This window comes from Syntrophaceae bacterium (assembly GCA_013177825.1).
In the GTDB taxonomy this organism is placed as follows: Bacteria; Desulfobacterota; Syntrophia; order Syntrophales; family PHBD01; genus PHBD01.
Map to the genome: position 1 here is coordinate 159342 of JABLXX010000004.1, position 13853 is coordinate 173194.

At 58.7% G+C, this 13853-nt stretch carries 11 protein-coding genes; 4 read left to right on the forward strand and 7 right to left on the reverse strand.

All coding sequences use genetic code 11. The features are described from left to right. Positions 1-29 precede the first annotated feature (29 nt). Together HPY65_10225 and HPY65_10230 are read left to right on the forward strand one after the other, a co-directional pair. Positions 30-512 (forward strand): TRAP transporter small permease, encoded by a 483-nt coding sequence (locus tag HPY65_10225; protein ID NPU84853.1) that lies wholly within the window; start codon positions 30-32, stop codon positions 510-512. Beyond that, on the forward strand, positions 509-1810 hold the full coding sequence (locus tag HPY65_10230) for a TRAP transporter large permease (GenBank protein ID NPU84854.1): 1302 nt from the start codon (positions 509-511) through the stop codon (positions 1808-1810). Before HPY65_10225 ends, HPY65_10230 begins: the two co-directional genes overlap by 4 nt. A gap of 90 nt (positions 1811-1900) precedes the next feature. Here the strand turns inward: HPY65_10230 and HPY65_10235 are convergent, their stop codons facing one another. Then, positions 1901-3232: a 4-hydroxybutyrate CoA-transferase gene (locus tag HPY65_10235; GenBank protein NPU84855.1), complete on the reverse strand. Its 1332-nt coding sequence runs from the start codon at positions 3230-3232 to the stop codon at positions 1901-1903. A gap of 326 nt (positions 3233-3558) precedes the next feature. On the opposite strand from HPY65_10235, the gene HPY65_10240 reads away from it, so the two are divergent. Beyond that, positions 3559-5649, forward strand: a complete 2091-nt coding sequence (locus tag HPY65_10240; protein ID NPU84856.1) for an acetate--CoA ligase family protein — start codon at positions 3559-3561, stop codon at positions 5647-5649. Positions 5650-5714: 65 nt separating this feature from the next. On the opposite strand, the gene HPY65_10245 is transcribed toward HPY65_10240, so the two are convergent. The 6 genes from HPY65_10245 to groES all read right to left on the reverse strand — a co-directional run bounded on the left by HPY65_10245 (position 5715) and on the right by groES (position 13200). Continuing rightward, entirely contained in the window at positions 5715-6362 is a 648-nt protein-coding gene (locus HPY65_10245) for a TrkA family potassium uptake protein (protein NPU84857.1), read from the reverse strand. Positions 6363-6374: 12 nt separating this feature from the next. Beyond that, entirely contained in the window at positions 6375-7739 is a 1365-nt protein-coding gene (locus HPY65_10250; GenBank protein ID NPU84858.1) for a hypothetical protein, read from the reverse strand. Positions 7740-7760: 21 nt separating this feature from the next. Continuing rightward, entirely contained in the window at positions 7761-8264 is a 504-nt protein-coding gene (gene lspA / locus HPY65_10255; protein NPU84859.1) for a signal peptidase II, read from the reverse strand. A gap of 51 nt (positions 8265-8315) precedes the next feature. After that, the gene (ileS, locus tag HPY65_10260) at positions 8316-11108 is read right to left on the reverse strand and encodes an isoleucine--tRNA ligase (protein ID NPU84860.1); all 2793 of its coding nucleotides are present in this window, start codon (positions 11106-11108) and stop codon (positions 8316-8318) included. A gap of 137 nt (positions 11109-11245) precedes the next feature. Further along, the gene (gene groL / locus HPY65_10265; GenBank protein NPU84861.1) at positions 11246-12883 is read right to left on the reverse strand and encodes a chaperonin GroEL; all 1638 of its coding nucleotides are present in this window, start codon (positions 12881-12883) and stop codon (positions 11246-11248) included. A 26-nt stretch (positions 12884-12909) separates the two neighbouring features. Beyond that, positions 12910-13200 (reverse strand): co-chaperone GroES, encoded by a 291-nt coding sequence (gene groES, locus HPY65_10270; GenBank protein NPU84862.1) that lies wholly within the window; start codon positions 13198-13200, stop codon positions 12910-12912. Positions 13201-13457: 257 nt separating this feature from the next. Between groES and atpE the strand changes: the two genes are divergently transcribed. Further along, positions 13458-13826 (forward strand): ATP synthase F0 subunit C, encoded by a 369-nt coding sequence (atpE, locus tag HPY65_10275; GenBank protein NPU84863.1) that lies wholly within the window; start codon positions 13458-13460, stop codon positions 13824-13826. The last annotated feature ends 27 nt before the right edge of the window (positions 13827-13853 follow it).

Here is a 13853-nt window from a genome sequence, read left to right on the forward strand (position 1 = left end):
GGCGGACCGGCACCACGGAGGGAAAAGGCATGCCCTGGAGAAGGGGATATCTGAAGACGATCGGCTATGCGAACGGCATTGCCTGTGCGGGCATTGTGGCCATGATGCTCCTGACCTGCGCGGATGTGATCCTTCGCCTTGTCCGTTCTCCCATCCCCGGGACCTATGAGATCGTCGGCTTTCTGGGAACGGTCGTTGCGGCGTTCGCCATGGGTCAGACATCCATTGACAAGGGGCACATTGCCGTGGAGTTTTTTACTTCCATGCTGCCGGTCCGCTGGCAGTTGTACATCGAAGGCCTGGAGGCCTCGGTCGGCGCCGTTCTTTTCGGGCTTCTGGCCTGGCAAAGTGCTGTCTATGCCCGGGATCTGCAGGCCAGCGGCGAAGTGTCCCTGACCCTGGCCATGCCGATTTCACCGTTTGCCTGGGGAATCGCCGTCGGCTGCGCTCTTCTCGTCTGCGTGTTACTGGTCGATTTCGTTCGCTTTGCCAGAAGGGTGGTGTCGTCGTGACGCCGATCGCCACCGGCATCGCCGGATTCGTCCTGCTTGTTGTGTTGATGTTTCTCCGGATCCCCGTCGGGTTCACGATGGCCCTTGTGGGCTTCGTCGGCTTCGGAGTCCTGGTTTCCTGGGATGCGGCGCTGGGTCTCATGGCCCGGGACGTCTTTTCCGTCTTCAGTTCCTACAACCTGACGGTCATTCCCCTGTTCGTACTCATGGGCCAGGTGGCCTTTCACTCGGGAATCAGCGGGCGTCTGTTCAATGCCGCCCACCTGTTTCTCGGGCATTTGCGGGGTGGGCTGGCAATTGCCACCATCGGCGCCTGTGCCGCCTTTTCGGCCATTTGCGGTTCAACGAGCGCCACGGCGGCGACCATGGCATCCGTGGCCCTTCCGGAGATGAAGAAGCGCGGGTATGATCCGGCTCTGGCAACCGGCGTCGTGGCGGCGGGGGGAAGCCTGGGCATCCTGATCCCGCCCAGTACGATCTTCATCATCTACGGGGTGATGACGGAGCAGTCCATCGGGAAGCTCTTCATGGCAGGCGTTCTGCCGGGAATCCTCCTTTCGCTCCTTTTCGTGCTGGCGGTAGTGATCTGGGTCGCCTTGCGGCCGGATCTCTGCCAGAAGGACAACCGGGCTCCATTTCGCGCGATGATCGCCTCGCTGGCCGGCGTGATTGAAACGCTGGTCCTGTTTTTCATGGTCATGGGCGGCCTGTTCGTCGGCATCTTCACACCCACGGAAGCGGCCGGCATCGGCTCCCTGGGAACGATCCTCATCGCCGTGGTCGGGAAAAACATCACATGGCGAAAATTTGTTCTGTCGTTACAGGAAACGGCCCGGATTTCCTGCATGATTATGCTCATCGTGGCGGGGGCCACCGTCTTCGGCCATTTCCTGGCTGTGACGACCATTCCCTCGGAGGTCGGCGGCTGGGTGGCGGGCGTTGCTCTTCCTCCGCCCCTGATCATGGGCCTCATCATCCTGACCTATCTCCTGCTGGGGTGCCTGATGGATTCCCTGGCGATGATCATGCTCACCATCCCCATCTTCTTTCCCGTGGTCATGACGCTCGGCTACGACCCGATCTGGTTTGGCGTCGTCATCGTTCTGATCACCGGCATGGGTGTCATCACACCGCCGGTCGGTATCAACGTCTATGTCGTGGCCGGTGTGGCCAAGGATGTGCCCCTGCAGGTCATCTTCAGGGGGGCGACGCGGTTTCTCCTGGCGCAACTGGTCATGGCGATCCTGCTGATTCTGTTTCCCTCCATTGCCCTGTGGCTTCCAGGTTTAACACAGTGACCCAAAAAACGGGGGAGACCATTCGGACTCCCCCGTGTGTTTCCCGGCTACCATCATTCCCATGGAGAGGATTTGTCTCTCCAAGCCGGATCAGAAGGTCTTCTTCTTGATCAGGCCCCGCTCCCTGCCGGCTTTTTCCAGTTCCTCCCGGAATTTCGGATGGGCGATCTTGATAAGTTCCTCCGCCCGCTCCGGTTCCGACCGCCCATACAGGTCCGCCGCCCCGTATTCCGTGACAACATAGCCCGCGTAATGCCGCGGTACGGTGACCCGTGCGCCCCAGGAAATGTAAGGAACGATTCTGGATACCGTGTCGTTCAGGGTCGTTGACGGTACCAGGTTGATGGCCCGGCCGCCCTTGGACCAGAAGGAGCCGATGACGAAGTCCAACTGGCCGCCCGACCCAGTCCGCATCAGGTTCCCTACGGACTCGGAGACGATCTGGCCCGTGAGGTCCACCTCGATGGAGCCATTGATAGCCACGAGATTTTCTTCCTGGGCAAGGGTTGGAATGTAGTTCGCGTAGATCGTCGGCCGGAACTCTACCATGGGATTGTTTGCCAGGAAGTCGTAGAGTTCCTTGTCACCCATCGTGAAGGCCAGGATGATCTTGCCGGTGTTGACCTTCTTGTACTTGCCGGTGACGACTCCCTTTTCGACCAGCTTGTGGGTTCCTGCCGGGGCCATCTCCGTGTGGATTCCCATGTCCTTCAGTCCCGAGTGTTCCAGGAGCTTGCTGATCATGGCCGGAACAGCGCCGATGCCCACCTGGATGCAATCGCGGTCCCGGAGAAGCTTCACGACGTTTTCCGCCATCTTGATTTCCACATCGGAAGGCGGTGGTGTGGGAACGGCGATGATCGGATTGGGATTGTCCACAAAAGCGGTAAAGCGGCTCACATGGAAGCTTGTCTGCCCGTAGGTCCGGGGCATGTTCGGGTTCACTTCTCCGATGATCCAGTCGGACTGGTCCATGATCTGTTCGGTGTAGAACGTGTCCAGGCCCAGGTTTACGAAGCCATGCTCGTCCGGCGGGGTAACCTGGAGAATGATTCCTCCGCGGCGCGGATAAGTGCGCTGGCGATGGATGTTCTTGATGGAGATGTCCGAGCTCTGGGCGGGCCAAAAATTGGACCATTCCGTTTTGGCGAGTTCCTGAAGGTGCGGCGTGCTGTAGAATCCGCAAACAAGCTTGAAGGTATCCCGGTATTCCGGCTTGAAGATTTTGTAGGGTCTGAGGACAAGAGCGAAACAGTACTCCACGTCCTTGAGTTCATCCTTCCGGTCTGCGATGGCGTCCATGATCAGCATGGACGGCTGACCCAGAAGCAAGGGGGTCCAAAAACGGTCGCCTGATTGAACGATTTTTGCCGCTTCCTGTGCCGACATCAACCTGCTGTTGTAGATATCCTTCCAGCTCATGCGATCCCTCCTTTGCGGTTTCAAATGATCCTGTATGGATTGGTCTACACTGACGGACTGGACGCTTTCCCCTGGCCGGGTGGCTTTTTCCGTGAGGATCCGCTGCCTTTCTCCACCTCCTTCCCGAAGCGATTCATGTCTGGCGGTTTATAATGGATGGAAACTGTTTTCTGATGCGAGACGCAGAATGTGATTAATTGTCTTCATAGCACAGGTGGTTGCCGGCTGTCCAATTTCAGCCGGCGCGCCGTTCACACGGCGCTTCCCTTTCAGGCGGTTTTATAATAGGGGAAATGACATCTTTCCCATTCATCCGGAGGAGAACGATGGACTTTTTCTTCAACCCCAAGGGAATTGCAGTTGTCGGCGCCACACCGAACCCGGCGAAGGGAGGCAACGCCATCCTGAAAAACCTCATCACGGGCTTTCGGGGGGGCATCTGTCCCGTCAATCCGAAATACGGTGAAATCGAGGGAATCCGATGCGTCCCATCCCTTCGGAAAGTTCCAGATTCTGTGGACCTGGCGATTCTGTTCGTCCCGGCCCCGCAGGTTCTTACGGCCCTGGACGAATGCGCCGGGAAGGGGATCCGGGGCGCCATCATCGAGTCCGGAGGATTCGCCGAAACGGGTCCGGAAGGCCGGGAACTGCAGAACAGGATGGTAGTCAGGGCGCACGAACTGGGGATTCGGATCTGGGGTCCCAACTGCATGGGGCTCGTCGATGCCGTCCGCAGGCATGTTTTTTCCTTTATGGATCCCAATGCTCTCCTGCGGGGACTTGTCCCGGGAGATGTTTCCCTGGTCGTGCAGAGCGGCCTCCTCTCGGCGGGGTTCCTGGTGGACCTCATGACCCACGGGGTCATGGGTATCAGCAAAGCCTGTTCCATCGGGAACAAAGCGGATGTGGATGAAAACGATCTGCTGGAATATCTGGCTGGAGATCCGGATACAAAGGTGATCGGCATGTATCTGGAATCCTTTCGGGACGGCCGCCGATTCCTCGAGTTGTGCCGCACATGTCCCAAGCCGGTCGTCGTGCTGAAAGGCGGGAGGAGCAGCCGGGGCGCGAAGGCCGCCATGAGCCATACCGCCTCCCTGGCGGGAAACCATGCCATCATCGCCGGCGCCCTGGCCCAGGCCGGCGTCACGGAGGCCAGGGACTTCAAGCAGTGGATGGATCTCTGTCGTTCCATGGCTGTTGCTCCGCCGGCGGCATCCGGGAAGGGGAGGATCGCGGTCCTTACTTTCAGTGGCGGCGCCGGGATCCTGGCAGCGGATTTCTTCGAAGACGTGGGACTGGAGGTGGCTGATCTGTCTGCGGAGACCACCTCCGCTCTGCAGGAAATCTTCCCATCCTGGATGCCTGTTGCCAATCCGGTGGATGTGTGGCCCGCCATGGAAAAGAACATGGGGACCGGTGTGGACGTCTACAGCACGGCCCTGCGCTCCATCCTGGCCGATCCGGGTGTGGACGGCGTCCTGCTCCTGGCCTTTGTCGGCAACTTCCGTATCACCATGGACCTGGAAGACCTGGCCGCCCAGTCCCGGAAGGCGGGGAAACCCGTCTTTCTGTGGCTCCTGGGAACCCGCGACAACGTCTCCGAGTTTCAGCAACAGGCCCGCACCCTGGGCGTGCTCGCGTTTCAGGAGTTGTATCGCGCCGTGGAGTGCATCGAGGCCGTTTTACGGAGGCGGCCCGCTACGACCGCGATTGCCCGGAAGGTCCCCACCCCGGTAACGGCCGGTGTAACGCCGGAAATCGAGGCTCTGATGCGAGGCGCCCGGGGGACCCTGGACGAGGAGCTTTCCAAGCGGATTCTCCGCTCCCGGGGGATTCCAGCCGTAGAAGAGGCGCGTGTCGCGGACGAGGAAGCGTGCCTGAGGGAAGCGGAACGAATCGGTTATCCCGTGGTGCTCAAGGGACTGCAGCCCGGCCTGGTTCATAAGAGCGATGCCGGACTGGTGCATCTGAACGTTACCGATTCCCGGGGAGCCCGGGAGGCGTACGGCATGATCCGGAAAGGCCTGACCGACGAAGGAGAGGTTCTGGTCCAGCGTCAGATCCGCGGGAACGGTGAGCTGATCGCCGGCCTGATCCGCGATCCCCAGTTCGGCCCCTGCGTGCTGTTCGGCCTCGGCGGGACCCTGACGGAAGTGCTTCGGGACACGGCCTTTGCCGTGGCTCCGCTCAGCGAAGAAGAAGCGCTGCAGCTCATCGGGCGCATCCGGGGGCAGGCTCTCCTGAATGGACATCGCGGCGCTCCACCGGTGGACAGGGAACAGCTGGCGAAGGTTCTTATCGCTCTGGGAGAACTGGGGATGTCCGTCCCGCGGATCCGGGAGATCGACATCAATCCGTTCCTGGTCACGGAGAACGGTCTATGCGCGGTGGATGCCACGATCATCCTGGATTGAGGAAGCGAACCGGGAAGATCGGTGTCCGGGTGCAGCCGTTGCCGTGAAACGCCGATCTGGACGGTTCAATTGATCTTTTCGATGTCCTTGTCCTTGCCCAACACGACCAGGGCCTCGCCGTCCTTGATCACATAGCCGGCAGCGGGAACCATGGAAATCCGGTCTGTAAGGATGTCCCGCACCGCGATGACCTCGATGTGGTACTTGCCCCGGAGCTGCAACTCGCCGATGGATTTTCCGAGAAAGCTCGTTGGCGGCGCGATCTCGGAAATCATATAATCGTCGGACAAGGGGAGGTAATCCAGCACGTTTGGCGAACGGAGCCCCTTGGCCAGTTTGGCGGCGACTTCTTTTTCGGGGATGATGACCTCGGTGGCACCCACGCGCTCCAGAATCAGCGCGTGGTCCTCGCTGGGCGCCTTCACGATGATCGTTTTCACGCCCATCTGTTTGAGGTGAAGGGTGATGAGGGTGCTGGCGGCCAGGTCTTCTCCGAAGGAAATGATAGCCAGATCCTCTTCCTGGATCCCGATCAGGTCCATGATTTCCTTGTCCGTTCCGTCGGCGAGGACGGCCTTGGTGGCGAAGTCGCGAATCCGCTGGATGGCTTCCCTGTTCTTGTCGACGGCAATGACTTCAAAGCCGTTTTCGAAGAGTTCCTTAGCGATATTGAAGCCGAAAATGCCCAACCCGATCACGATGACCCGCTTCATCTCGACACCTCCTTATCCCACCATGACCGATTCTTCCGCATAGGTGATGCCCCGTTTGGTCTGGCTCCAGGAGAAGGCCAGCGTCAGGGGGCCCACTCGCCCTGCGAACATCATGATAACAATGGCCAGTTTCTGCAGATCGCTCAGTTTGGGCGTTATGCCCATGGACAGCCCGACGGTCCCGAAGGCGGAGACCGTCTCGAATATGTACTCGACGAAGAAATGGCGGGTCAGGGCGGGGTCATGTCCCGGATTGGATCCCACCAGCAGGAGAAAGGACGTGATGAGGCAAACCGAGAAGGCCGAGGCGAAGATGATCAGAATGGTCTTGGTCAGGATATCCGCCGGCATGGTTCGATTGTATATGTTGACCGCGTCAAGGCCTTTCATCCGGTTCCAGATCATCAGCATCAGCAGGGCGAAGCTGGTTGTCTTGATCCCGCCGCCGGTCGACCCCGGGGAGGCGCCGATGAACATCAGGAGCATCACGACGAGAATCGTTCCGTTTGTCAGCTGTCCGATGTCCACCGTGTTGAATCCCGCCGTCCGGGGAGTGACGGACTGGAAGAGGGTGACCAGAAATTGCATGCCCGCGGGCATGTCCTTCAGGATGTGGTTGAATTCGAACAGATAGAAAAACGCAGCCCCGGCGACGATCAGGGTGGAGGTTGTCAGGAGAACGATCCGGGTGTGCACGGACAGGCGTGGCTGCCGCCCGCGGAATTTCGAGAAGATCTCGTACTGGACGATGAATCCGATTCCGCCCAGGATGACGAGCGCCATGACGGTCATATTCACCAGCCAGTCTCCCTGGTAGCGGACCAGGCTGTCCGCGAACAGGGTATAGCCGCAGTTGTTGAAGGCCGAGACGGCGTGATACAGGGCCGAGTAAAAGGCCTGCCCGGTGGGCTGTTCCTGGACAAACCGCAGGAACAGCAATGCCGTTCCCGCACTTTCGATCACGAACGTGTACAGAAGAACCCACTTCACAATCGTCAGGAAGTCACGGCGGGGGGTATGAAGAAAGGTGGATTGGATGATTTCCCGTCCCTTGAAAGGAACTCCCAGTCCCGCAATCCCGAGGAGAACCGTTGAGAAGGTGATGATGCCCAGCCCGCCGAGCTGAAACAGGATCAGGGTTACGATCTGTCCCGTGAAGGAGAGATCCCGGCCGATGTCGATGGTGGCAAGCCCCGTCACGCAGACCGCGGAGGCCGACATGAACAGGGCGTCCAGGAAGGAGAGCGGACCTTTTGCGGCGGAAACGGGGTGCCACAGAAGAAGGGCTCCCGCCAGGATCAGGAGCGCGAAGCTCAGGATGAACAGCCTTGCGGATGACAGGAGCCTGGAGAGAAACAGGGCCGGTTTGAAGGACATGGAATGCATTCCCTTCAGGAATCAGGAACCCGTCTCGAGTGCGTCCTTTTCACCCCGAAAGGCCAGGATGGTCAGCAGGACGGCTCCCACCGTAATGGCGGAATCGGCCACATTGAAGGCAGGCCAGTGCACCGACCCTACGTAAAGATCCAGAAAGTCGATGACTTCCCCAAAGCGAATCCGGTCTGCCAGGTTCCCCAGCGCGCCGGAAAGGATCAGGACCAGCGGCGTTCTCCAGGAGGCCTGGATAAACCGCTCCCTGACCAGGGAATAGAGGATCAGGCCGATCGCGAGGAGGGTCACGGCAACGAAGAATACCAGACGGATATGCGGCGATGCGCCGGCCAGGAATCCGAAGGCCGCCCCGGGGTTACGAACATAGGTGATGCTGAACAGACCGGGAATGACCGGGATGGATTCGTAGAGATTCATCGTGGCGGTCACCCACGCCTTGGTGACCTGATCGGCCAGAACCACCAGTATGACGATCGCCAGAAATGGCGCCTGTTTCCTGAGTGTTCCCATATCCGGTGCCTTCGGCCTGCTTGAGGGAGGCATTTCCGATTCCCGGAGCCTCTACGGCAGGTTCCGCTGGCAGCGTTCGCACAGATCGGGATGCGAGGTGTCCATTCCCACCGTGTCGCTGTAATTCCAGCAACGTTGGCATTTGGCTCCCGTCGCTCGGACGACGCCGACTGCCAGCCCATCGATTTCCTGGCTTTCATAGGGATTCACCAGGGTCGTACGTTCCGTCACGTCGATCTGGGACACGATCAGAAGCGCCCGCAGGTCCTCCAGGTGTGACGCCAGGAGGGACTGGAGGGATGCCGGCGGAGCGATCCGGACCCGCGCATCGAGAGAGTGGCCGATCGTCTTGTCTTTTCTTGCAAGCTCCAGAGCCTTGGCGATTTCCCCCTTGACGGCGATCATGGATTTCCACTGCTCGCTGAGTTGAGGATTCAGCAGGGCCGGATCTGCCTTCGGGAACTCCGTCAGGTGAACGCTGGCGGCCTTTCCGTCCCAGGCCGGCAGAGCGGACCAGATCTCTTCCGCAGTAAAGGTCATGATGGGGGCCAGCAGGCGGGCCATGGCGTCGAGAATGATCGTAACGGTCGTCTGGGCGGAGCGACGCTCCCGGGATGCCGGTTTGGATGTGTAAAGACGGTCCTTCAGCACGTCCAGGTACAGGGCGCTCAGGTCCACCGTGCAGAAATTGTGCAGGGTGTAGAAAGCGACGTGAAACTGGAAGTTTTCGTAGGCATCCACGACCCGCTGCGCGACCTCTTGCAGGCGGTGCAGGGCCCAGCGGTCCAATTCCTCCATGTTTTCAAGGGAGATCGCGTCTTTCCTGCGGTCGAAATCGTAGAGGTTGCCCAGGATGAACCGGCTCGTATTGCGGATCCTCCGGTAGGCCTCGACGAGACGCTTCAGAATTTCCTCCGAAATCCGGATGTCCACGGTGTAGTCCTCAGCGGCCACCCACAGGCGCAGGATCTCCGCGCCGTATTTATCGATGATGTCCTGTGGATCGACGACGTTGCCGACGGATTTGGACATTTTCTTGCCCTCTCCGTCCACGACGAATCCATGAGTCAGGACGTTTCGGTAGGGGGCCCGGTTCCTGCTTCCCACGGACTCCAGCAGGGAGGAATGGAACCAGCCCCGGTGCTGGTCGCTTCCTTCCAGGTACATGTCCGCGGGGGATCGATAGCCCGGCCAGGTCTCCAGAACGGCGGCATGGCTGACTCCGGAGTCGAACCAGACATCCAGGATGTTGGTTTCCTTTCGGAACTCGGTTCCCCGGCAATGGGGGCAGACGGTCCCGGACGGTATCAGGTCCTTGGCCTCCCGTTCATACCAGACATCGGCCCCGTATTGTTTGACGAGGGATACGATGTAGTCCAGCATTTCCTGTGTCAGGAACTCGTTCTGGCAGGCCGTACAGTAGAAAATCGTGATGGGCACGCCCCAGAGCCGCTGGCGGGAGATGCACCAATCCGGACGGTTTTCGACCATGCCGTAGATCCGGTCCCGTCCCCAGGAGGGAATCCATCGTACCGTATCGATGGCCTCCAAAGCCTTCTTTCGCAGGTCGTTGCGCTCCATGGAAATGAACCATTGTTCGGTGGAGCGGAAAATGATGGGCTGCTTGCATCGCCAGCAATGCGGGTAGGAATGCTCGATGTCGACGAGGCCGAGGAGGGCTCCCTTTTCTTTGAGTTTTTCATTGACGGCGTCGTTGGCATCGAAGACGAACTGACCGGCGAAATCCTCCACGTCGGGCGTGAACTTTCCATCCTCGTCCACCGGGGCATAATTCTCCAGACCGTATTCCATCCCAATTTCGTAGTCTTCCTGGCCGTGTCCCGGGGCGATGTGGACGCATCCGGTTCCCGCTTCCAAGGTGACGAAGGGCGCGAGGATGAGAAGGCTCTCGCGGTCGATGAGGGGGTGGCGGCACTTGAGCCCTTCCATCACACGACCGGGAAACTCGTCCAGAATCTCGTAGGGCTTCCCCTGCCAGCCGAAGGCGTCAAGGCAGTAATCCAGGAGATCTTTGGCCAGGATCAGGACTTCTCCCTCCACCCTGACGGCGATATAGATGAATTCTTCGTGAAAGGCGATGGCCAGGTTGGCGGGAATCGTCCAGGGCGTGGTCGTCCAGATGACGACGCTGACCTTTTCACCCTTCAGGGCGGGTCGAACCGCACCGATATCGGAAATCATCGGGAACTTTACATAGATGGAAGGTGTCGTATGGTCGCCGTATTCCACTTCCGCCTCGGCAAGCGCCGTTTTGCAGGAGGCGCACCAATAGACGGGCTTTTTCCCCTTGTAGACGCTTCCTCCAAGCCAGAGTTTCCCGAACTCGGCGACGGTTACGGCCTCGTAGTCGTAGGTCATGGTAAGGTAGGGCTTCGGCCAGTCACCGAAAACTCCCAGCCGTTTGAACTGCTGCCGCTGCAGATCCACGAATTTCTCCGCGTAAGCTCGGCAGAATCTCCGCTTGTCCGCCTGGGACATGTCGTAGCGCTTTTCGCCGAGCTCCTTGTCGACCTGATGTTCGATGGGGAGGCCGTGGCAGTCCCAGCCGGGCAGGTAGATGCTGTCGAATCCGGACATGTTCTTGGACTTGATAACCATGTCCTTGATGATCTTGTTGAGAGCGGTGCCGAGATGGATGTTCCCGTTTGCATACGGAGGGCCGTCATGCAGAATGTATACTGGCCGCCCCTTGGAGACGTCGCGGATCCTGCTGTAGATATCAGCGTCATCCCAGGTGCGAAGCATTTCAGGCTCCCGCTGAGCCAGGTTGGCTTTCATCGGGAAATCCGTTTTCGGTAGGTTCAGGCTGCCCTTGTAGTCCATCATCCGCTCCTGTTTCAGGAATTTTATGTCCGATGAGGCCTACCATAGAAAGGAATGTATTATCAAGAATAAGAAAAAGCCCCCGGCGGTCGGCCGGGGGCTTTTGTCATAGATGTGAATTTTCGTTGCGGGCTTTTTTACATGCCCATGCCGGGATATCCGCCGCCGCCGGGCATGGGGGGCATCCCCGCGCCCTTCTCTTCCGGCTTGTCCGCGATCATGCACTGTGTCGTCAGCATGAGAGACGCCACGGATGCAGCGTTCTGCAGCGCGAAGCGGGTCACTTTCGTCGGATCGATAACGCCGGCCTGGATCATGTCTTCAAATTTCTCATTGGCGGCGTTGAACCCAAAGGCCCCCTTCTTTTCCTTGACCTTTTCCACCACGATGGAGCCTTCCCACCCGGCGTTGGAGGCAATCATCTTGAGGGGTTCCTCCAATGACTTCTTGACAATGTTGACACCGATCTGCTGGTCCCCGGTGAGTTTCAGCTTGTCGAGGGCCTGGACGCAGCGAACATAGGCCACGCCACCACCTGGAACGATTCCTTCTTCAACCGCCGCGCGGGTTGCGTTCAGGGCGTCTTCGACACGGGCCTTCTTTTCTTTCATTTCAGTCTCTGTGGCGGCGCCCACACGAATCACGGCCACCCCGCCGACGAGCTTCGCCAGGCGTTCCTGGAGTTTTTCGCGGTCGTAATCGGAGGTGGTCTCCTCAACCTGCGCACGGATCTGCTTCACCCGACCCTCGAGCGACTTGCGGTCTCCCGCCCCATCGATGACCGTGGTGTTGTCCTTGTCGATGATGATCTTCTTGGCCCGTCCGAGATCCTCTACCCGGGCATTCTCGAGCTTGGAGCCGAGGTCTTCGGAGAGCATCTTTCCGCCGGTGAGGATGGCGATGTCTTCGAGCATGGCCTTTCGCCGGTCGCCGAAGCCGGGTGCCTTCACTGCGGCAACATGGAGGGTCCCGCGGATCTTGTTCACCACCAGTGTGGCCAGCGCCTCGCCCTCGATGTCCTCGGCGATGATCAGGAGGGGACGTCCCATCTTGGCGATCTGCTCGAGGATGGGGAGCAGGTCCTTCATGCCGCTGATCTTCTTCTCGTTGATGAGGATGAAGGCATCTTCGAGGACCACTTCCATTTTTTCAGGATTGGTTACGAAATAGGGGGAGATATAGCCGCGGTCGAACTGCATGCCTTCCACGATCTCCAGCTCCGTCTCGAGACCTTTCGCCTCTTCCACGGTGATGACGCCTTCCTTGCCGACCTTGCTCATGGCCTCGGCAATGATGTTTCCGATCCCCGCATCGTTGTTGGCGGAGATCGTTCCCACCTGGGCGATTTCCTTCTGATCTTTCGTGGGTTTGCTGAGTTTCTTCAATTCTCCGACGACCATCTCGACGGCCTTGTCAATGCCCCGCTTAAGATCCATCGGATTGCTGCCGGCAGCAACGGTCTTGGCTCCTTCGCGATAAATGGCCTGTGCCAGTATGGTGGCGGTCGTTGTCCCGTCTCCTGCGACGTCGCTCGTCTTGCTGGCAACCTCGCGGACCATCTGGGCACCCATGTTCTCGAACTTGTCTTCCAGTTCGATTTCCTTGGCTACGGTTACGCCGTCCTTTGTCACGGTTGGTGCGCCGAATGACTTATCCAGAATGACGTTTCTTCCCTTGGGGCCCAGCGTGACCTTTACGGCGTCGGCCAGGGTATTGACACCCTTGAGGATCGACTTCCTGGCCTCCTCGTCGTACTGTAAAACCTTTGATCCCATTCTATCATCCTCCTTCTGAGCTGTATTTACTTTTCAATGATTCCCAGAATGTCATCCTCTCGCATGATGAGGTATTCCTTGCCTTCCACCTTGACTTCCGTGCCGGCATACTTGCTGAAGAGGATCCGGTCACCGGCCTTGACGTCCAGCTTGATCAGCTTTCCATCCTCCGCGGTGCGGCCCTTGCCTGCGGCGACAACCTTGCCTTCCATCGGCTTTTCTTTGGCTGTGTCGGGGATAATGATGCCTCCCTTGGTCTTCTGCTCCTCGTCCACCCTCTCGACGATGACCCGATCCTGAAGCGGCCTGATCTTCATTCTGCAACCTCTCCTTTCTTTGGTTAATCTCTTATTTTTACAAGAATTTCAGATAGGATATAGCAATTCGCGGATATATTAAACATCAATTTCCCCCTGTCAAGTCGAGGCGGCAAGTTTTTCCTCCATCGGCCGGGAAATAGGACTTGACATTTTTGTCAACGGAGGCTAGGAATGTGGCACTCGGCCGCGAAGCACCGCTGTACAAGGGCTGGCGGCGCATCGGCAGGTCGGGAAAAACGAAAAGGAGGTAAACGATGAGGAGAAAAAGAATGATGTATGCGGCTGTTGGTTTGTTGGTCGTGTTGCTGTGGGCTCCATTGGCCATGGCGGCGGAAGCTGCGGCTCCCGGAGCGGCGGTGAATTACACGAAGGCCATTATCATCGGTTGCAGCGTGTTGGCGGCCGGCCTTGGTGTTGGAATCGCGGCGAACGGAACCGGTACCGGTATGGGACATGGTCTTGGCGGAGCCACGAGCGCCGTTGGTCGTAACCCCGAAGCCCAGGGCAAGATCCTTCTCACCATGATGGTGGGTCTGGCGATGATCGAATCGCTGGCGATTTACGCCTTGGTTATCGCGCTGATTCTGCTTTATGCGAATCCGCTGCTGAAGCTCATTGCATAAGGCAAGAGCGATCCTGTTATCATAGAA

Coding starts and splice junctions, on each gene's coding strand:
- HPY65_10240 (NPU84856.1), top strand. CDS start 3,559: ATGGACTTTTTCTTCAACCCCAAGGGAATTGCAGTTGTCGGCGCCACA.
- HPY65_10235 (NPU84855.1), bottom strand. CDS start 3,232: ATGAGCTGGAAGGATATCTACAACAGCAGGTTGATGTCGGCACAGGAA.
- HPY65_10225 (NPU84853.1), top strand. CDS start 30: ATGCCCTGGAGAAGGGGATATCTGAAGACGATCGGCTATGCGAACGGC.
- atpE (NPU84863.1), top strand. CDS start 13,458: ATGAGGAGAAAAAGAATGATGTATGCGGCTGTTGGTTTGTTGGTCGTG.
- ileS (NPU84860.1), bottom strand. CDS start 11,108: ATGGACTACAAGGGCAGCCTGAACCTACCGAAAACGGATTTCCCGATG.
- lspA (NPU84859.1), bottom strand. CDS start 8,264: ATGGGAACACTCAGGAAACAGGCGCCATTTCTGGCGATCGTCATACTG.
- groL (NPU84861.1), bottom strand. CDS start 12,883: ATGGGATCAAAGGTTTTACAGTACGACGAGGAGGCCAGGAAGTCGATC.
- HPY65_10245 (NPU84857.1), bottom strand. CDS start 6,362: ATGAAGCGGGTCATCGTGATCGGGTTGGGCATTTTCGGCTTCAATATC.
- groES (NPU84862.1), bottom strand. CDS start 13,200: ATGAAGATCAGGCCGCTTCAGGATCGGGTCATCGTCGAGAGGGTGGAC.
- HPY65_10250 (NPU84858.1), bottom strand. CDS start 7,739: ATGTCCTTCAAACCGGCCCTGTTTCTCTCCAGGCTCCTGTCATCCGCA.